At 70.2% G+C, this 19947-nt stretch carries 15 protein-coding genes; 6 read left to right on the plus strand and 9 right to left on the minus strand.

All coding sequences use genetic code 11. The annotated features are described in order from the left end of the window. Positions 1-38 precede the first annotated feature (38 nt). From BP68_RS03440 to BP68_RS03450, 3 genes are read left to right on the plus strand one after another with little or no spacing between them, the layout of a single operon-like run. A complete protein-coding gene (locus BP68_RS03440; protein ID WP_496369149.1) occupies positions 39-1229 on the plus strand; it encodes a GGDEF domain-containing protein in 1191 nt (396 codons plus the stop codon). Positions 1230-1277: 48 nt separating this feature from the next. Next, on the plus strand, positions 1278-2744 hold the full coding sequence (locus tag BP68_RS03445) for a M20 family metallopeptidase (RefSeq protein ID WP_496369151.1): 1467 nt from the start codon (positions 1278-1280) through the stop codon (positions 2742-2744). 13 nt (positions 2745-2757) lie between these two features. Next, the gene (locus tag BP68_RS03450) at positions 2758-3609 is read left to right on the plus strand and encodes an alpha/beta hydrolase (RefSeq protein ID WP_496369153.1); all 852 of its coding nucleotides are present in this window, start codon (positions 2758-2760) and stop codon (positions 3607-3609) included. 38 nt (positions 3610-3647) lie between these two features. Here the strand turns inward: BP68_RS03450 and BP68_RS03455 are convergent, their stop codons facing one another. The 6 genes from BP68_RS03455 to BP68_RS03480 all read right to left on the minus strand — a co-directional run bounded on the left by BP68_RS03455 (position 3648) and on the right by BP68_RS03480 (position 11285). Continuing rightward, positions 3648-4394 (minus strand): SOS response-associated peptidase, encoded by a 747-nt coding sequence (locus BP68_RS03455; protein ID WP_496369155.1) that lies wholly within the window; start codon positions 4392-4394, stop codon positions 3648-3650. A gap of 40 nt (positions 4395-4434) precedes the next feature. Beyond that, complete coding sequence (locus tag BP68_RS03460; protein WP_496369157.1) at positions 4435-7269, minus strand: ATP-binding protein; 2835 nt, start codon at positions 7267-7269, stop codon at positions 4435-4437. 4 nt (positions 7270-7273) lie between these two features. Next, the gene (locus BP68_RS03465) at positions 7274-7996 is read right to left on the minus strand and encodes a hypothetical protein (RefSeq protein ID WP_496369159.1); all 723 of its coding nucleotides are present in this window, start codon (positions 7994-7996) and stop codon (positions 7274-7276) included. A 6-nt stretch (positions 7997-8002) separates the two neighbouring features. Beyond that, positions 8003-9373, minus strand: a complete 1371-nt coding sequence (locus BP68_RS03470; protein WP_496369161.1) for a hypothetical protein — start codon at positions 9371-9373, stop codon at positions 8003-8005. Then, positions 9373-10101: a 16S rRNA (uracil(1498)-N(3))-methyltransferase gene (locus tag BP68_RS03475; protein WP_496369163.1), complete on the minus strand. Its 729-nt coding sequence runs from the start codon at positions 10099-10101 to the stop codon at positions 9373-9375. Before BP68_RS03475 ends, BP68_RS03470 begins: the two co-directional genes overlap by 1 nt. Before the next feature lie 68 nt (positions 10102-10169). After that, on the minus strand, positions 10170-11285 hold the full coding sequence (locus BP68_RS03480; protein WP_496369165.1) for an aminoglycoside phosphotransferase family protein: 1116 nt from the start codon (positions 11283-11285) through the stop codon (positions 10170-10172). An 81-nt stretch (positions 11286-11366) separates the two neighbouring features. Between BP68_RS03480 and BP68_RS03485 the strand changes: the two genes are divergently transcribed. The 3 genes from BP68_RS03485 to rsmA all read left to right on the plus strand — a co-directional run bounded on the left by BP68_RS03485 (position 11367) and on the right by rsmA (position 16133). After that, on the plus strand, positions 11367-13814 hold the full coding sequence (locus tag BP68_RS03485) for an LPS-assembly protein LptD (RefSeq protein WP_496369167.1): 2448 nt from the start codon (positions 11367-11369) through the stop codon (positions 13812-13814). A 62-nt stretch (positions 13815-13876) separates the two neighbouring features. Then, positions 13877-15274 carry a peptidylprolyl isomerase gene (locus BP68_RS03490; RefSeq protein ID WP_496369169.1) on the plus strand — a complete coding sequence of 466 codons (1398 nt, stop codon included), beginning with the start codon at positions 13877-13879 and terminating at the stop codon, positions 15272-15274. Positions 15275-15365: 91 nt separating this feature from the next. Continuing rightward, a complete protein-coding gene (rsmA, locus tag BP68_RS03495; protein ID WP_496369171.1) occupies positions 15366-16133 on the plus strand; it encodes a 16S rRNA (adenine(1518)-N(6)/adenine(1519)-N(6))-dimethyltransferase RsmA in 768 nt (255 codons plus the stop codon). A 245-nt stretch (positions 16134-16378) separates the two neighbouring features. Here rsmA and BP68_RS03500 read toward each other — a convergent pair whose 3' ends face one another. From BP68_RS03500 to BP68_RS03510, 3 genes are all read right to left on the minus strand, one after another. Continuing rightward, the gene (locus BP68_RS03500) at positions 16379-16804 is read right to left on the minus strand and encodes a barstar family protein (RefSeq protein WP_496369173.1); all 426 of its coding nucleotides are present in this window, start codon (positions 16802-16804) and stop codon (positions 16379-16381) included. Between the two features lie 135 nt (positions 16805-16939). Then, positions 16940-17344 (minus strand): guanyl-specific ribonuclease, encoded by a 405-nt coding sequence (locus BP68_RS03505; protein ID WP_496369175.1) that lies wholly within the window; start codon positions 17342-17344, stop codon positions 16940-16942. 160 nt (positions 17345-17504) lie between these two features. After that, positions 17505-19814 carry an NADP-dependent malic enzyme gene (locus tag BP68_RS03510; RefSeq protein WP_496369177.1) on the minus strand — a complete coding sequence of 770 codons (2310 nt, stop codon included), beginning with the start codon at positions 19812-19814 and terminating at the stop codon, positions 17505-17507. Positions 19815-19947 lie beyond the last annotated feature (133 nt).

The raw sequence follows: 19947 nt of genomic DNA on the forward strand, positions 1-19947 counted from the left end.
CGGGGCCCGTAGGCAGTCCCCACGCATTCCTGCACCCTATGCCGCTCCTTGACGTACCCACCATGCTGCTGATGACAGCGGCGGCATCCGTCACCATGGCGGGGGCGTTCGCCGCCGTGCGGCCCGAGCGCCGCGAGGGCATAGGCCTGTGGGCGCTGGGGCTGGTGCTGCATGCCGTCACCTACCTGCTGTACGGACTGCGCGGCCAGGTGTCCGACTGGGCCAGCGTGGTGCTGGCCAACACGCTGCTGGCGGGGGCCTTCGCACTCATTCTGGCGGCTGTTCACCAGTTTCAGGGGCGGGCGCTGCCATGGCGCCGCATGGCGCTGCCGGTGCTCGCCACGGCGCTGCTGTTCGCCGTCTTCATCGACGACTACCGCGCGCGCGTCATCGCGGCCGGGGTGGTGCTGCCGTTGCAGCTGGGCATGGCGCTGTGGTCCTTGTGGCGGCCGCACCCGCCCGCGCCGCTGCGCGGCGCGGCCCTGCTCACGGTGGGACTGGTGGCACAGGTGCTGCTGCTGACGGTGCGCGGGGGGCTGGTGGCCGTGCACGGCATCCCGGCGCAGGGGCTGCTGCAGGCCAGCGCCGGGCAGTCCGTCACCTTCATGGCCGCGTTCGTGGTGGTGGTCCTGGCGTCGCTGGGCTTCATTCTCATGACCAAGGACCGCGCCGACGCGGACAACCGCCATGTCGCGGCGCACGATGCGCTCACCGGCCTGGCCAATCGCCGCTCGCTCATCGCTGCGCTGGACCGCGACGTGGCGCGCACCGTGCGCACGCGCGAGTCCTATGCGCTGATGATGCTGGACATCGACCATTTCAAGGCCGTCAATGACGGCCACGGCCATCTGGCCGGCGACCAGGTGCTGTGCCACGTGGCGGGCCTGCTGCGTGCGCGCCTGCGCGCGCAGGACATGGTGGGCCGCTATGGCGGCGAGGAATTCCTGGCGCTGCTGCCGGACACCCTGCTGGGCGGCGCCCTGGAGCTGGCCGAGTCGATGCGCCAGGCCGTGGCGCAGACGCCTTGCATGTACGAGGGCCGGGCCATCACGGTGACGGTCAGCATCGGCGTCTGCGGCGGCCGGCTGGAGCCCGCCGACGGCTGGGACATGCTGATCCACACGGCCGACCAGGCGCTTTACGCCGCCAAGGCGGCGGGGCGCGACCGCGTCGAATGCGCCGCGCTGCTGCGGGACAACCCGGAGACCTGGTCGGCGCAGACGCCATGAGGGCTGGCGTATCCTGTGCCCTTTTGCGCCCCCGCCAAAGGATCTGCCATGACCGCCCGCCTGCCCGCCACCGCTCTCGACTCCGCGCTCGCACTGGAGCGCGTGGGCCGTGCGTGGGATGAAGACATCCTGCAGCAGCTCACCGAATACATCCGCATTCCCGCCAAGTCGCCGGGCTTCGCGCCCGACTGGCAGCAGCAGGGCCACCTGGAGACCGTGCTGCGCAATGCCGCGCAGTGGGTCGAGGCGCAGAAGGTCGCGGGCCTGCGGCTGGAGATCGTGCGCCTGCCCGGCCGAACGCCGGTGCTGTTCTTCGAGGTGGCGGCCACGCAGGCGCAGTCGGCACAGACGGTGCTGATGTACGGCCACCTGGACAAGCAGCCCGAGTTCGAGGGCTGGCGCAGCGACCTCGGCCCCTGGACGCCGAAGTACGAGGACGGCAAGCTCTACGGCCGCGGCGGCGCCGACGACGGCTACGCGGTGTACGCCAGCATCGCCGCCGTGCAGGAACTCCAGCGCCAGAAGGTGCCGCACCCGCGCATCGTGGGCCTGATCGAAACCTGCGAGGAAAGCGGCTCCGCCGATCTGCTGCCCTACATCGACGCGCTGCGCGGTCGCCTGGGCGACGTGGCTCTGGTGATCTGTCTGGATTCGGGCGCTGGCAACTACGACCAGCTGTGGCTCACCACCAGCCTGCGCGGCATGGCCAGCGGCACGCTCAAGGTGGAGATCCTGACCGAGGGCGTGCACTCGGGCGATTCCTCGGGCCTGGTGCCCTCGTCGTTTCGCATCATGCGCCAGGTGCTCGACCGGCTGGAGGACTCGGCCACCGGCCGCCTGCTGCCCGCCAGCTTCCACTGCGAGGTGCCCGCCGACCGCCTGGCCCAGGCGCGCGCCACGGCCGCCATCCTGGGTGAAGAGGTCTACCGGCGCTTTCCCTGGGCGCACTACGACTGCGGTGGCAGCACCGTGTTCGCCCTGCCCACCACCACCGACCCGGTGCAGGCGCTGGTGCGCCGCACCTGGGAGCCCACGCTCAGCGTCACCGGCGCCGAGGGCTTCCCGGCGCTGAAGGACGCGGGCAACGTGCTGCGCCCCTACACCGCCTTCAAGCTCAGCCTGCGCCTGCCACCGCTGGTGGACGCCGCCGCCTGCGTGCAGGAGATGAAGGCCCTGCTGGAGGACGGTGCGCCCTACCAGGCCAAGGTCACCTTCGCGCCCGACGGCGTGGCCAGCGGCTGGAACGCGCCGGCCATCGACCCCTGGTTCGAGACCGCCCTGAACGCCGCCAGCCAGGCACATTTCGGTTCGCCCTGCGGCTACATCGGCCAGGGCGGCACCATTCCGCTCATGAACATGCTGAGCCAGGGCTTTCCCAAGGCGCAGATGATGGTCTGCGGCGTGCTCGGCCCCAAGAGCAACGCCCACGGGCCCAACGAATTCCTGCACGTGCCCTATGCCAAGAAGCTCACCGCGGCCGTGGCCCAGGTGATCGCCAGCCTGCCCGCCGCCTGAACGCCGCCGCGCCATGCTGGACCTGCCCGAATCCACGCTGAGCCCCTTCACCGCCAGCGACGGCGAGAACCTCGCCGTGCAGGACTGGCCGCTGCCGCCGGGCGCGCGGCGCGGCACCGTGCTGCTGGTGCACGGCCTGGGCGAACATGCGGGCCGCTACGAGGCGCTGGCGCGGCGCCTGAACGGCTGGGGCTTCGCCGTGCGCGGCTACGACCACTATGGCCATGGCGATTCCGCCGGGCCGCGCGGCGGGCTGACCAGCGACCTGCGCCTGCTCGTCGACCTGGCCGATCTGGTGGACGCCACGCGCGCGCGCATGCGGCCGGGCGAGCCGCTGGTGCTGCTGGGCCACAGCATGGGCGGCCTGGTGGCGGCCCACTTCGTGGCGCGCGGCGTGCGGCCGGTGGAGGCGCTGGTGCTGTCCTCGCCCGCGCTGGCCACCTGCATGAACCCGGTGCAAAAACTGCTGCTGGCCACGCTGCCCAGGCTGGTGCCCCACCTGCGCGTGGGCAACGGGCTGAACCCCGAGCACCTATCGCATGACGCGGCCGTGGTCGCCGCCTACCGGGCCGACCGGCGTTGCCACGACCGCATCAGCGCGCGGCTGGCGCGCTTCATCGCCGACGCGGGCCCCGCCACGCTGGCACGCGCGGCGCAATGGACGGTGCCCACCCTGCTGTTGTGGGGCGAGGGCGACCGCATCGTCGACCCCGCGGGCAGCCGCGCCTTTGCCGCGGCGGCGCCGGCGGCGGTGGTGCGGGCCCGGGGCTTTGACGGCCTGTACCACGAGATCTTCAACGAGGCCGAGGCCGGGCCCGTGTGGGCCGAGCTGGAGCAGTGGCTGGGAGTGCGGGCCGGCGCGTAAGCGGCGGCCGGAGGGGCGGAACGGGGGGCTCCTGGCCCTCAAGGCTCCGGCGGGCTTGGGCTCCTGCTGCCCTTCTTCTCCACCGGGTTGGCCAGCAGCTTTTGCGCCGGATAGGCGCGCAGGAACTCCTTGGCCTTGGCCGCCTTGGCATCCAGCCAGGCGTCGTAGGCGCCCTCGTTCAGGATGGCCGGCATGCTCTTTTCGCTGCCGGGGGCCTGGTAGCGGTTCATCAGCGCATGCGCATTGGCGTTGACGGTGATGAGCGCATAGCTCAGCAGCTCCGTGCCGTCGGTATCGCGCCAGCGCGCCCACAGCCCGGCCACGCCCATGGGCTGGCCGTCCACCCGCGCGATCCGGGTGGGCCGGGCCTTGCCGCTGCGCCAGTCTTCGGCAATGAAGGCCATCATCGGCACGATGCAGCGCTGATTGGCCAGCCAGGCATCGCGGAACGCGGTGCTGGTGGACACCAGGTCGGACTTGGCGTTGACCAGCTTGGTGGCCCGCAGCTGTCCGTTGGCCGCCGACTTGGCCCAGTGCGGCACCAGCCCCCATTGCGCGGGCACCAGCAGGCGCACCGGAGCGGGAGGGGCGGACTCGGCGTCGGGCACGGGTGGCGGGTCCGCGGGGGCTTCTGGCGCAGCCGGCGTTTCGGCCAGGCTGCGGGCGATGAAGAAGCCGGGCTTGCGCGGCGTCATCTGCGGCTCGCCCAGCGGCTGCGGCGCAGGCACGCGAAAGGCGGCGGGGTACAGGGCGGCGCTGCGCAGGGCTTCGTATTGGGTGGTCATGGCGGCAATGGTATGCGTGCGGGCCCGCTGAACAGGGCGCTCAGGTCGTGATCGGCTTCAGCTCCGGCACGCCGCGCCGCTTGGCCACCGCGATGGGCGGCGCCCAGCGGCTGCCCGCCGGCTTCTTGCTGGTGACCAGCGTGATCTCGGCGGGCTCGAACACCTCCAGGTTGTGCGTGATCGGCGTGGTGAGCACGTACTGCGCGCGCGTGCTGCGCAGGAAATGGCCCACCAGCTGGATGTTGCGCACGTCCAGGTGGGCAAAGGGCTCGTCGATGAACACGAAGCCGCCCGAGCCGCTTTCCTCGTCCTTGAGCAGGCCCACCAGCAGGATCAGCGACTTGATCACCTGTTGCCCGCCCGAGGCCTCGCCGTCGTTCATGCCGATGCTGCCCTTGCCGTCGAAGGCGAAGTGCACCTTCAGGCCGGCCTGGGCGAGCACGGTGTCGTCGTTTTCCAGCAGCGGCAGGTCGGCCGCCACCTCCACGCCGGCCAGCGCCCCCAGCTCCTGGATGTTCTTGCGGTAGCGGCGCACGGTGCTGCGCAGCACCTCGATGTAGCTCTCGCGCGCGTTCAGCACGGCCGTGGCGGCCTGGACGTTCTTGACCTGGTGGTCGTCCAGGCTCATGGCCTGTTCGCGCACGGTCACGTCCATGCGGCGGTGGCGCTCCTCCACCGTGGCGTCCTGCTCCCAGGTGCCGTGCTCCAGGTCCTGCTCCACGGCGTGCAGGCGCAGCCGGGCCTGGGTGTCGTTCATGTATTCATCCACCAGCGCGGCCACGGCGGCGGGTGCGATCCAGCGCGCGGGGAACTGCCCGCGCTGCGACTGGCTGCGCGCCACCGCCCCGAGCTGCTGGCGGCGGCGCGCGCTCCACTCCTGCGCGGCGCGTTCGCTGTCGCCGCGGGCGCGCTGCAGCTGGGCCTCCAGCCGCTTGTGTTCCTCGGAAAAGGCGCGGTGGCGGTCGTGGGCGCGGGTGGCCTCCTGCTCCAGGCGCTGCCACAGCTGGGCGGCGGCCACGCGGGCCTGCTTGGCGGCGGGCAGGGCTTCGCGCGCCTGGGCGAACTCGTCGCTGCGGCGGGCCAGCTCCTCGGCGGCGCTGTGGCCCTCGAGGGCGCGGCGCGTGTCGGTGATCTGGCGCTTGAGGGCCATGAGAGAGTCCAGCACCGGTGCCAGCAGGCCGTCGATGCGCGCCAGCTCGCGTTCGGCGGCGCTGCGGCGGGCCTGCACGGCGCTGGCGCCGAACTGGTGGTCGTGGGCCTCCACCCACATGGAGCGGGCGCCGCGCCCGTCGTGCATGTAGGCCTGGGGCGTGATCCAGGTGCCGCCCAGCTTCTTGCCCTCGCGCGGGTCGGCCACGCAGCGCAGGCCTTGCAGCTGCTGCACCAGCCAGCGCGGCACGGGGGCGGTGAACTGCACATGCTCCAGCAGCGTGCCCGGCTCGCCCTTGAGGGCCGCCGAACCCGGCTCGACGATGTAGTGGCGGTAGCGCTCGCGCTCGCCCAGCTCCCAGGCCTCGGCGAGGTCTTTCTCCTTGTCCAGCAGCACCACCCAGCGGTGGCCGCGCAGCACGCCCTCGATGGCGGCGCGCCAGCGCTCGTCCCCCACCTCCACGACCTCGGCCACGAAGCGGTGGCCGATGCCGGCGTTGGCCAGCTGTTTGCGAAAGCGCAGCACCTCGGGCGGCAGCGGCGGCAGGTTCTGGCCCTCCAGCGCGGCGAGCTGGGCGGCGGCCAGCTTGCGGCGCTGGGCAAGCTGGCCGCGCTCGTCCTGCAGGGCCGATTCCTGGGCCTGCAGCGCCGACAGATGGGCCTGCAGCTCCTCGGCGTTGCTGCCCTTGTCCACCAGGGCCAGCAGCTCCTGCTCGCGCTGGGCCACCTTTTCCAGCGGCGCCTCGTGGCGCGTGGCCTCGTCGAGCCGGGTGCGGGCCTCGTCGCGCTCCACGCGCAGCTGCTCGGCCCGCTGCTGGGACTGCGCGCTCTCATGCAGCAGGTGCAGCAGGCGCTTGTTCTGCACGGCCTGTTCGGCCAGGGCGGAGCGGTGCTGGGTCTTGTGGCGGCGCAGCTCGCGCGACTGCTTGGCCAGCTGCTCGCGCTCGCCCCACCAGGACAGCACGGGCAGCACCTCGGTGGCCAGGCGCTCGCGCTCGGCCAGGCGCAGCTGCCAGGTCTTGTAGCTGGTCACGCGGTTGTGCAGCTCGGCCAGCTGGGCGCGGCTGTGGTCCAGCTCGCGCTCGGCCTGCTGCATCTCGCGGGCCAGCTGCTGCTGGTGCTCGCGCGCCTGGTCGTAGGCGTCCAGCACCTGCTGGTCGCCGAACACGTCGAACACCAGGCGCAGCAGCTCGCGCGGGCTGAACTCGCACAGCCGGTCGGTCTGGCCCTGCTCCAGCGAGAGCACGCGCGCGATCGCGGGCGACAGGCCGGCGGCCGACAGCACGCGGCCCCAGGCCTCCACGCCCATGAAGCCCAGGTCCTTCTCGGGCGCGCCCTGCAGCTGCTCGATGGACATGTCGCCCTCCAGCAGACAGTAGCGGCGCTGCCAGTCGCCGCCGTTCTTGTCGATGCGGCAGACCAGCGTGACCTGGTCGCTGTACAGCAGGCGGCGCGCGAACGGCCGGCTGGAGCTTTGCCGGCCCTGCGGCCGGTTGTCCACCACGGCGCGCAGCCAGGCGGTCTGCGCGCCGGCGTGGCGCGCGTAGGTGCGGTAGTCGCGCGGGGCCGAGCAGCGCAGGCCCAGCAGGGTGCGCATGGCGTCCAGCAGCGTGGTCTTGCCCGAGCCGTTGGGCCCGGCGATGGTGATGATGGATCCGTCCAGCGGCAGCGAGACACGCTGGCAGTAGTCCCAGTGGACGAGTTCGAGGGTCTGCAGGTGGAACAAGGCGTCAGTCCTCTTGCACCAGGGGTGCTTCCGTATTCATAGCTGTTTGCGCTTGTGTGGCGGGCGCTGGAGGCTGATTTGACTCATATTCCTGCGGGGCCGCGCGCTCGCGCACCAGCACGTCGGCCAGCGCGCCGTCGAGGATGCGCGGGGCCAGCACGTCGTAGTCCAGCAGCACGTCCAGCAGCGGGCCCTCGGCGATCTCGTCCTGGCGGCGCAGGATGAAGCCGTGGCGCTCCAGCAGCTTCAGGTTGGCGTCCAGCCGCAGCTTCTTGCCCAGCTGCGGGCCGTAGTCCTCCAGCAGCGTCTTGTATGACAGCACGGGGCTGACCAGGCTGGCCCGGGGCAGGGGCTTGGCGCCGGGAAAGAAGTCGTTCTGCCCCGCGTCGGCCTCCTCCACGCGGCTGGTCTGGCGCTCGCGCTTCGGTAAAACGATGAGCGCCCACAGCACGATCAGCAGGGCCTGCGCGTCGCGCGGCAGCTCCAGGTTGTTGTTGGCATTGCTGCCGGACTCGCCCATCACGCCGTTTTGCGCGGCGGGCAGCAGGGCCACGCTGACATGGTCGGCGTAGATGCTGTCCATCCAGCGCAGGCCGGACTGGGCCAGGCGCTGCTCCACCTGGGCAAAGAGTTCGGCATCGACCAGCGCGCGCTTCACGCGCGGGTGGTTGCGCGGCAGCCAGCGGCGCGTGAGCAGTTCGGCGATCAGCAGGGCGGCGTCATCCATGTATCTTCAATCCTTGGGGCCCTGGGGGCTGTCTTGTTCGGCGGGCACCAGGCGGCCGTGGCTGAGCAGCTCCACCTGGTGGTGGTCCAGCGCCTCGGCCTCGGGCTGCCAGGCGATGCGCCAGGGCTGGCGCGCCAGCTCGCCCGTCAGGCCCGGCAGCACGGCGGCCTGCGGGTCGCCCAGCAGGGGCATGAGCTGGGCCTTGTAGGCCAGCTGGGCGTAGCGCGTGGCGCCGGGGCGCGGGCCCAGCAGGGCCTCGGCCACGGTGCGGGCGCCGGGGTCGCCCGCGCCGGCCCAGTCCGCCAACAGGCGGTTCAGGTCGCCCAGCTCGCGCGGCAGGGCCACGGCGGTGAGCGTGCCGACCGGCGCGCTCTGGGCCGCGGGCAGCGCCTCGGCCTGCTCGGGCTGGGGGCGGTCGCGCTCGAACTCGGCCTCCACCACGTCCAGCAGCTCGTGCGGCGCCAGCGTGGCAAAGGCCGTGGGGTGGGCCACGGCGCCGTCCAGCAGCCGGTGCAGCAGCGGCGCGGACTGCAGCCAGCGCTTCACGTCGGTGCTGGTGATGCCGGTGGTGCCCAGCGTCACGCGCTGGCGGTCCACCTGCTGCAGCGCTCGGTTGAACTGGCTGGCCATGGCCAGCAGGCGCGACTGGGCCTGGCCCAGGCCGCGCGCGGCGCGCTCCAGCAGGATGTGGCCGTGGCTGTTGCCGATGATGGCGGTGATGGCGTCCGAGGCCCGGTCGATGAGCTGGGCCGCGCGGTCGTAGCGCTTGCGCGCCTCGCGCAGGCGGAACTCCGAGCCGCTGGCGATGGCGTCGGAAAACTCGCCGTGCAGGCGCGCCAGCTGCGCGTGCAGCATCTGCACCTGGCCCGCGTCCACGCTGCCGAGCTGGTTGGCGCCCACCACCTGGCCGAGCAGGGCGGCCAGCTCGCCGCCGTCGCCGTCGTCCTCGGGCAGCTCGCTGGTCAGCGGCGCCAGCAGGCCGGCCATGTGCTGGGCCAGCGGCGGCAGGCTGTAGCTGCGCAGGCTCTCGTCCCAGACCAGCAGGCCCACGTCGCGAAAGCGCTTGAGCACGGTCTCCAGCGCCTCGGGGCGCAGGGCGTGGAAGAGCTCGTCGATGCGCTCGCGCGGCAGCTGCGCGTCGCCCTGGGCGGCCAGCTGCAGAAACACCCACACGCGCAGCTGCACCAGCGCCGCCGGGCCGTGGAACAGGCCGCTGAGCGCCTGGGTGAGCGGCTGCTGGCGCGACAGGCGCCACAGCAGCGGCGCGTCCTGCGCGGCATCGGCGTCGCGGAAGAAGTCCGCGATCGCGCCCACGCCGCCGTCCAGCGCCTCGTCGGCGCCCTGCGGCGCCAGGTCGTCGGGGAGCAGCGCGCGCATCAGACCAGCCCCAGCACGGCCAGCGCGGCGACCGAGGCGGTCTCGGCCCGCAGCACGCGCGCCCCCAGGCTGGCCGGCGCAAAGCCCTGGGCCAGGGCGGCGTCTTCCTCCTGCGCGGTCAGGCCGCCCTCGGGGCCGTGCAGCACCCAGACGGCACCGGCCTGGGCGGCGGCCTCGCGCAGCGGGCGGCTGCCGTCCCGCAGCGACAGCAGCATGCGCGCCGCGCCCTCGGCCTGTGCGGCGGCGGGCTGGCGGCGCAGCCAGTCGGCCAGCGGCAGGGGGGCGGCGACCTGCGGCACGCGGTTGCGGCCGCACTGCTCGCAGGCGGCCACGGCGATCGCCTGCCAGTGCTGCTGGCGCTTGGCGGCGCGCTCGCCCGCCAGCTTGAGCACGCTGCGCGCCGCGGCGATGGGCTGGATGCTGGCGGCGCCCAGTTCGGTGGCCTTTTCCACCAGCCAGTCCATGCGCTCGTTGGCGGGCATGCCCACCACCAGGTGCACGGCGCGGGCGGCCTCGCGCTCGACGGCGGTGTGTGCGCCGATCTCCACGTCCACGTCGGAGCGGCCCATGCGCGTGACGGTGGCGGTCCATTCGCCGCCCTCGCCGTTGAACACAGTGATCGCGTCGCCCGGCTGCAGGCGCAGCACCTGCACATGGCGCGCGGCCGTGGGCGGCAGCGCGAGCCGGGCGCCGGGGGCCAGGGGCAGGGGGCAGTGAAAGCGGGGCATGTGATTCAAAAATAGGAGCTGCCAGCGCTTGATGGATAAGCGCTGGAGGCCAATTTGATTAGTAAAAGCTAAACGCGGCCGAAGGCGTAGCCCATGGCGGCCTGCGTGCCTTCGAGCTCGTCCACCAGCCGCAGCAGGGGCGACAGCTCGCGGTAGCGGCCGGCCGTCTGGCGGATGTAGCCGATGAAGCGCGGTGCGTCTGCCAAGTACTTGGGCTTGCCGTCGCGCAGCGTCAGGCGGGCGAAGATGCCGGCCACCTTCAGGTGGCGCTGCAGGGCCATGAAGTCCACGGCGCGGTAGAAGTCGCCGAAGTCCGCGCCCCAGCCGCTGTCGCTGGCCGCGCCCAGAATGCCCGCGCGGCGGGCCTTCTCCCAGTAACGCACGGTAATGTCGATGACGAAATCCTCGTCCCAGCTGATGAAGGCGTCGCGCATCAGGCTGGCGATGTCGTAGGTCACGGGGCCGTACACGGCGTCCTGGAAGTCCAGCACGCCCAGGCGGCCGTCGGCACCCACCATCAGGTTGCGCATCATGAAGTCGCGGTGCACGTACACGCTGGGCGCGGCCAGGTTCTGGGCCACGATGGCGTCGAAGGCCTTGGCCAGCGTGGTCTGCTGGGCGTCCGTCAGCGTGGCCTGGCGGTGGCGCGCGATGTACCAGTCGGGAAACAGCTGCAGCTCGCGGCGCAGCAGCGGCTCGTCATAGGCCGGCAGCACGCCGGGGCGCGAGGCGCGCTGCCAGTCGATGAGCAGGTCCACGGCCTGCAGGTACCAGGCGTGCGCGGCCTGGGGGTTGGCCGGGTCCAGCCGCTCGATGGCCGTCTGTTGGCCCAGGTCGCTCAGCAGCATGAAGCCGTGGGCCTCGTCCCAGGCTTGGATCTGCGGCACGCGCATGCCCGCCGCGTCCAGCAGCTGCTGCACCTGCACGAAGGGGCGGCAGTCCTCCTTGTCGGGCGGGGCGTCCATGACAATGCGGCTGCCGCCGTCCTGGGCCTGCAGGCGCAGGTAGCGGCGAAAGCTGGCATCGGCCGAGGCGGGGCACAGGCTGGCCGGCAGCAGGCCGTGCGCGGCCGCCACGGGGCCCAGCCAGGCCTCGAAGGCGGCCTGGCGGGCCGGGTCGCTCCAGTGCACGGCGTTCGCGTCGCCGGGGGCCGCGGCCGGGAAAGGGGAAGAGGGGTGGCTCATGGATAATCGGATTCTACAAACCCGGCCTGCCCGGACCGGGGGGGCCGCGCCGCCGCCGGGCGCCGCCGACCGTCTCAATCCATGGACCGCCCCTTCTTGCCTTACGCCCTGCCCGCCAAGACGCCATCCGCTGCCACCGCGCCGCTGCCGCCGCGCCGCACGCTTGCGCGGCTGGCGGCCCTGATGCTGTGCGGCGTGCCGCTGGCGGTGCTGGCCCAGGCGGGCGAGGCCGCGGGCGGTCCGGCCGAGGCCGCCCCCGCGTTGCGCCCCAGCCCGCGCCTGCAGGAGGTGCTGCCCTACGGGCTGCGCGAGCAGCTGCCGGTGTTCGTGCGCGGCGACCGGGTCACGGGCCAGCCGGACATCCGGGCCACCATCGAGGGCAATGCCGAGCTGCGCCGCGGCGACACGGTGATCCACGCCGACCGCATGGAATACGACATGCCCGACGACCGCGCCAAGGCGAGCGGCCATGTGCGCATCAACCGTGCGGGCAATCAGTACGAAGGCACGCAGCTCGACCTGCAGGTGGATGCCTTCATCGGTTTTTTCAGCGACGCGCGCTACCGTTTCCTGGAAACCTCGGCCCATGGCGAGGCCACGCGCGTGGATTTCCTGGACCGCGACCGTTCGCTGGTGCACGACGCCACCTACACCACCTGCGAACGCACCGACGAAACCACGTGGCAGCCCGACTGGATCCTGCGCGCCAAGCGCATCCACCTGGACCAGGTGGAGGACGTGGGCACGGCCGAGGACGGCGTGCTGGAGTTCAAGGGCGTGCCCGTGCTGCCGATCCCGCACATCACCTTTCCGCTGTCGGACCGGCGCAAGTCCGGCCTGCTACCGCCCACGCTCGGGCTGGACAGCGTGAGCGGCCTGGAATATGCGCAGCCGTACTACTGGAACATCGCGCCCAACCGCGACGCCACCATCACGCCCATGCTCATGTCCCGGCGCGGCGTGGCCCTGCGCGGCGAGTTCCGCTACCTGGAGCCGCGCTACAGCGGCGAGCTGAGCGGCGACTACATGCCCAGCGACCGCCTGCGCGACCGTGATCGCTGGGCCTACGGCATCAAGCACCGCGCCGCGTTCGACACGCCCGTGGGCGGCTTGGGCCTGGGGATCGACATCAAGCGCGTGAGCGACGACGACTACTGGCGCGACTTCTCGCAGCGCGGCAGCAGCCGCGGCGGCGTCAACGACCAGCTCACGCAGCGCCTGCTGCCGGGCGATGCGTCGCTGAACTGGGCGCGCGGCGAGCATGCGCTGACGCTGCGCACCCTCAAGTGGCAGACGCTGCAGGACGTGAACTCGCCCATCATCCCGCCATATGACCGCCTGCCGCAGCTGCGCTGGCATTACCAGCCCATGCAACTGGGCGGCGGCTTCGACGCCAGCGCCGAGGCGGACTACACCAGCTTCCAGGCCGACCGCGCGTTCACCGGCCAGCCCAATGCCAAGCGCAGCTATGCCATGGCGCAGATCAGCCGGCCCTTTCTGGCGCCGGCAGGGTTCGTCACGCCGCGGCTGCAGCTGCACAGCACGCATTACGAATTCGACGCCCCGCTGGCCAACGGCCAGCGCACAGCCAACCGCACGCTGCCGACCTTCAGCCTGGACAGCGGGCTGGTGTTCGAGCGCGACACGAATTACTTCGGCCGCGGCTTCCTGCAGACGCTGGAGCCGCGCGCCTTCTACACCTACACGCCGTTCCGCGACCAGCGCCTGCTGCCCGTGTACGACACGGCGGCGAACGACTTCAACTTCGCCTCGATCTATTCCGAGAACGCCTTCGGCGGCAACGACCGCCTGGCCGACAACAACCTGCTCACGCTGGGTGTGACCACGCGCCTGCTCGATCCCGCATCGGGCGCCGAGGCCGCGCGCTTCGGCGTGGCGCAGCGCCTGCGCTTTTCCGACCAGCAAGTGACCATGCCCGGCGGCGCGCCGGTCAGCGAGCGGCTGTCGGACATGCTGCTGGGCGCGGGCATCAACTGGACGCCGCAGTGGGGCTTCGACACCACCGTGCAGTACAACCCCAAGACCGGGCGCTCGCTGCGCACCACGGTGGGGGCCCGCTACTCGCCCGGCAACTACCGCACGGTGAGCGCGGCCTACCGCATGCAGAAGGTGACGGGCCTGATCAACGAGCCCAGCGAGCAGGTCGACATGGGCTGGCAGTGGCCGCTCAACGACCTGTGGGGCGACCGTGGCGACAAGCCCGCCTCGGGCGGGCGCTGGTACAGCGTGGGCCGCCTGAACTACAGCCTGCATGACCGCAAGCTCGTGGACACCGTGGTGGGCCTGGAGTACGAGAGCTGCTGCTGGATCGGCCGCGTGGTGCTCGAGCGCCTGCAGCGCAGCGTGAACACGTCCAACACCCGGCTCATGTTTCAGATCGAGTTCATCGGTTTCTCGCGGCTGTCGCTGGGCTCCAACCCGCTCACCAGCCTGAAGCAGAATGTGCCGCGCTACCAGTTCCTGCGCGAAAACGTGACCACTCCGAGCCGCTTCACCAACTACGATTGACCGCATCCCGCCGCACCGGTCCGGCCGTGCGGCAGCCTTGCATCATGAATTTCCACAATGCCATGAAACAACGTGCTTTGACCCTGGGCCTGGCCTGTCTGACCGCCCTCGCCCCACTGGCGCCCACGGGCGCCCTGGCGCAGGGGTTGCGCCCTTCCGCGGGCGCGGGCATGCCGCGCCTGCCCTCGGCGGCCACGCTGCTCCCGCCGGAGGGCGGCACCTCGGGCCCGGTATCGCGCCAGGCGGACTACATCGTGGCCGTGGTGAACTCCGAGCCCATCACCAACAACGAGGTGCGCCAGCGCACCGAGCGCGTGCAGCAGCAGCTGGCCAGCCAGGGCGGCGCCGTGCCGCCGCACGACCTGCTGGCCAAGGACGTGCTCGAGCGCCTGATCCTGGAGAAGATCCAGGTGCAGCTGGCCCGCGAGACCGGCATCAAGGTGGACGACTACGCCGTCAACCAGGCCGAGCAATCGGTGGCGCGGCAAAACAATGTGAGCGTGGACGAGATGCACCGGCGGCTGGCCGCCGACGGCATCAGCCGGGAGCGCTTCCGCGAGGAGCTGCGCAGCCAGTTGCTGGCGCTGCGCGTGCGCGAGCGCGACGTGGAATCGCGCGTGCGCGTGAGCGACCTGGAGGTGGACCAGTATCTGCGCGACCAGCAAAAGGGCGCCGGGGCCGGCAAGCTGGAGCTCAACCTGGGCCATATCCTGGTGAAGGTGCCTGAGAACGCCAGCCCTGAAGCGGCCACGCAGCGCGGCGTGCGTGCGCAGGAGGTGCTGGCCAAGCTGCAGGCCGGCGGCGAGTTCGGTGCGCTGGCGCGCGAATATTCGGACGCGCCCGAGGGCGCGAACGGCGGGCTGCTGGGCCTGCGCCCGGCCGACCGGTATCCCGAACTGTTCGTGAACGCCACGCAGCAGGCCGGCGTGGGCAGCGTGGTCGGCCCGCTGCGCTCTCCGGCAGGTTTCCACATCCTGAAGGTGGTGGACAAGACCTATGGCGGCGTGGCCGCGACGGCCGTGCAAAGCCATGCGCGGCACATCCTGCTGCGTACGAACGCGGGACTGACGGAGCGCCAGGCCGCGGAGCGGCTGGAGGACCTGCGCGACCGTATCGTGCGTGGCGCCGATTTCGCCGCGCTGGCGCGCGAATATTCGCAGGATGGCAGCGCCAAGGAGGGCGGCGACCTGGGCTGGGCCTCGCCTGGGCGCTATGTGCCCGAATTCGAGGAGGCGCTCGCTGCGCTGCGCCCCGGCGAGGTCAGCCGCCCCGTGGTGTCGCGCTTTGGCGTGCACCTGATCCAGCTGCTGGAGCGCCGCGAGGCCAAGCTCACGCAGCGCGAGCAGCGTGACATGGTGCGCGACGCCGTGCGCGAGAAGAAGCTCGACGAAGCCTTCGCCACCTGGATCCAGGAGGCGCGCGCCCGGGCCTATGTGGAATACCGCGACGCTCCCCAATGATGAATTTGGCCCCCACGGTCGCCCACTGCATGTGGCTCCCTGCCCCCCGAGGGGGCCGCATTTTGCCTTGGGGCGGCCCGGTGGCAAAACCATGAAACACATTCCACGCAAGCGTTTCGGCCAGCATTTCCTGAGCGATCCGGGCATCATCGACGCGATCGTGCGCGCCATTGCCCCCAAGGCCGGTCAGCCCATGGTGGAGATCGGGCCCGGCCTGGCCGCGCTGACCCAGCCGCTGGTCGAGCGCCTGGGCCGGCTCACGGTGATCGAGCTGGACCGCGACCTGGCGGCGCGCCTGCGCCAGCACGGGCAGCTTGATGTCATCGAGTCCGATGTGCTGAAAGTGGATTTTGCGCAGGTGGCGCAAGCGCTGAATGCTCCTAAAATAAGAGTAGCGGGCAACCTGCCCTACAACATCTCCACGCCCATCCTGTTCCATCTGTTGGAGCATGTGCAGGTCATCGAGGACCAGCACTTCATGCTGCAAAAGGAGGTCATCGACCGCATGGTGGCGGAGCCCGCCACGGGTGCCTATGGCCGGCTGTCGGTGATGCTGCAGTGGCGCTACGCCATGGAGGACGTGCTGTTCGTGCCGCCCGAGAGCTTCGACCCGCCGCCGCGCGTGGATAGCGCCGTGGTGCGCATGCTGCCCCATGCCGCGCCGGCGGCCGTGGATGTGGCGCTGCTGTCGGAATTGGTGCAGGTGGCCTTCAGCCAGCGCCGCAAGCTGCTGCGCCATGCCCTGGGGCGTTGGCTGGAGGGGCGCGGCTATGCCGGCGGCTTCGACACCCAGCGCCGTGCCGAAGAGGTGCCGGTGGCTGACTACGTGGCGCTGGCGCGGGAACTGGCGCCGGTGTGAGAAGGGGCGCAGGCGCTGCGCCCGCTCAACCGCCAGAGGACGGAAAGGGACAGGTCAGGCGGCGGCGAGCCAGTAGCCCGCATTGAACGGGCTGCTCATGCGCAGCGCCAGGGGCGATACGTCCACGAGCTTGTCCGTCGGCATGGATTCGCCCGCGGCATCGATCGCGATCTCTATGGCCTGCGACGGGGCGCCGCACTGCGCCTCATCGGCCCGTTCCGCCTGGCCAGCGGTTGCGGAACGGGCTACAGAAAAGAATAGAAGCAGCGGAACGAGATCTTGCGGTCGCTCCAGTAGTCGGCGGCGTCGCGGAAGATGTCCAGCAGCTGCTCGCGCGCTTCCTTGTCGAACTTGGCAGTGATGGGAATCTGCTCCAGCACCACGATGAAGCCAGGCTGGGGGCCCGACTTGTGCAGCGGGTCGGTCATGCAGTCGTACAGCGCGTCGAAATTCTTGCCGAAATGCGCCGGGAAGGTGAACTGCGAGGCGATCAGATCCAGGATGTCCTGCTTGGACTGCGCGTGCGCCAGGTTGGCGTACAGGAAGTGGTAGCCCAGGGCGCGTGCCGTGTCTTGCAGGTCGTGCACCCTGAAGGCGCGAATCGACTGCACGATATTGCTACGCACACCGCGCAAGAGAGTTTCCTGGTCTTTACGAAGTGGTGTTTCCATCTCCGTTGCTCTTTCTTGTAGAGGTCTACGAAAAGAAGTGCCCGCAGGCCCGGAGGAGGCTTGCGGATCAAAAAAACGATGACGCGATTCAGCCGCGCCCATCATGGCCTCTGCGGCCGCAGGGGCGCCCGAAGTTCATTCCCTGATTTCTCGAAAACTCGCGTAGTGGTCGCTGGTGTAGTAGCAGGCATCCGGCGTGCGCGGGGCGCCACCGCAGACGATGCGCCGCGCGCCACGATGGCGCAACCCTGGTGTCCGCACGGTGTATTCACGGTAATAACCACGCTTTTTCTGGGGGAGCAGCCGCTCGCGATTGCCGAATACCGAACCATCCTTGTCGTAGGGAAACGGCCCGCCCTCACGAATCAGCGCGTAGGTCGAACGCCCCTGGGGAGGAAGCTCGGCCAGCGCGATGGAGGAAGAGACGGGGGTGTCGGGTGCCTGCCGCGCGGACGCCGAAGCCGGTGCAAGCACGACCGCAGCACCCAGAGCGCACGCCACAATTGCCTTGTACGCCCGGATGGCGACAGCCTTCAACATCCACTACACCTTTCAGAAACTACGGGTTAACCCGAAATTTCGAGCCGATAGTGTGACAAAAAGCCCCCCAAAAGGCAAGCGTCTGCCCAAAAAATGGGCAGACGCGGTGTGGGTTCACACTGTTTGATAGATAGTGTCTGCTTTTTATGACAGATTCTTCTTACCGAGCCGCGTTGGCGTCGGCCACGGTGAGTGCGGTCATGTTGACGATGCGGCGCACGGTGGCGCTGGCGGTGAGGATGTGCACAGGCTCCCCGGCGCCCAGCAGCACCGGGCCGATGGCGATGTTGCCGCCCGCCGCCGTCTTCAGCAGGTTGTAGGAGATGTTGGCGGCATCGATGTTGGGCATGACCAGCAGATTGGCATCACCAGCCAGGGTGCTGTGGGGCATGAGGGCGCTGCGCGCCTTGCCGTCCAGCGCCACGTCGCCGTGCATTTCCCCGTCCACCTCCAGCCAAGGGGCCTGGATGCGCAGCAGGTCCAGCGTCTCGCGCATCTTCACGGCGCTGGGCTGGTTGCTGGAGCCGAAGTTGGAGTGCGACAGCAGCGCCGCCTTGGGCTTGATGCCGAAGCGCATCATCTCGCCGGCCGCCATGATGGTGATCTCCGCGAGCTGTTCGGCGGTGGGGTCGTAGTTGACATGCGTGTCCACCACGAAAACCTGTCGGTCGGGCAGCAGCAGGCCGTTCATGCAGGCATAGGTGTTCACGCCGGCGCGCTTGCCGATCACCTGGTCGATGTACTGCAGGTGGTGGGCCGTATGGCCCCAGGTACCGCAGATCAGTCCATCCACCTCGCCCTTGTGCAGCAGCATGGTGCCGATCAGTGTGAGACGGCGGCGCATCTCGATCTTGGCAATGGGCACCGTGACGCCCTTGCGCTCCGTCATGCGGTGGTAGGTCTGCCAGAAGTCGCGGTAGCGGTGGTCCTGCTCCACGTTGACCACGTCGTAGTCCTGGCCCTCCTTCAGGCGCAGGCCGAACTTCTCGATGCGCTGGGCGATGATGGCCGGGCGGCCGATGAGCGTGGGGCGGGCAATCTTCTCGTCCACCACGATCTGCGCCGCGCGCAGCACGCGCTCCTCTTCGCCCTCGGAGTAGGCCACGCGCTTTTTCGTCGCCATCTTGGCCGCCGTGAAGATGGGCTTCATGGTGGTGCCGGAGGCGTAGACGAAGGTCTGCAGATGGTCGCGGTAGGCGTCCATGTCGGCCACGGGGCGCAGGGCCACGCCGCTGTCGGCCGCGGCCTGGGCCACGGCCGGCGCAATCTTCATCATGAGCCGCGGATCGAACGGCTTGGGGATCAGGTATTCGGGGCCGAAGGCCAGCGGCTCACCCACATAGGCGGCGGCCACCACCTCGCTTTGCTCGGCCTGCGCCAGCTCGGCAATGGCGTGGACGGCGGCGATTTCCATCTCCGTGGTGATGGTCGTCGCGCCGCAGTCCAGTGCGCCGCGGAAGATGTAGGGGAAGCACAGGACGTTGTTGACCTGGTTAGGGTAGTCGGTGCGACCCGTAGCGATGATGGCATCGTCGCGCACGGCCTTCACGTCCTCGGGCGTGATCTCCGGGTTGGGATTGGCCAGGGCGAAGATCAGCGGACGGGGCGCCATCTTGCGCACCATGTCCTTCTTGAGCACGCCGCCGGCCGACAGGCCCAGAAAGACGTCGGCATCCTCGATGGCTTCGGAGAGCGTGCGCTGCGGCGTGTCCTGAGCGAACTGCGCCTTGTCCTCGTCCATGAGTTCGGTACGGCCCTTGTAGACCATGCCGGCAATGTCGGTCACCCAGACGTTCTCGCGCGGCAGTCCCAGCTTGACCAGCAGGCCCAGGCAGGCCAGCGCCGCCGCGCCGGCGCCCGAGACCACGAACTTCACCTGCTTGATGTCCTTGCCGGCCACCTTCAGCCCGTTGAGGATGGCAGCGCCGACGACGATGGCCGTGCCGTGCTGGTCGTCATGGAACACCGGAATGCTCATGCGCTCGCGCAGCTTGCGCTCGACGTAGAAACAGTCGGGGGCCTTGATGTCCTCCAGGTTGATGCCGCCGAACGTCGGCTCGAGCGAGGCGATGATCTCGATGAGCTTGTCCGGGTCCTTCTCGTCGATCTCGATATCGAACACGTCGATGCCCGAGAACTTCTTGAACAGCACTCCCTTGCCTTCCATCACCGGCTTGCCGGCCAGCGCACCGATGTCGCCCAGGCCCAGGACGGCCGTGCCGTTGGTCACCACGCCGACCAGATTGCCGCGCGCGGTGTAGCGGAAGGCGGCGGCCGGGTCTTTGACGATTTCCTCGCAGGGTGCGGCCACGCCGGGCGAATAGGCCAGGGCCAGATCGTGCTGGTTGACCATCTGCTTGGTCGCCGCGATGGTGATCTTGCCGGGCTGGGGAAACTCGTGGTACTCAAGCGCGGCGCGGCGCAGCAGGGCGCGTTTGTCGGTGGAATTCGGGGCCGTGTTCTCAGGCATCAAGCGTCTCCAGCGAAGGCAGGGCCGACGGGCGAATCGCTTGCTTCTGCGCACCGTCAGCAGGGTGTAAGGGGGTGCCGATTGTAGGCCGTGCGGCTGGCGGCCAGCCCCCGAGTGGAACAGTTGTGACCGT

This window comes from Diaphorobacter oryzae DSM 22780 (assembly GCF_059568935.1).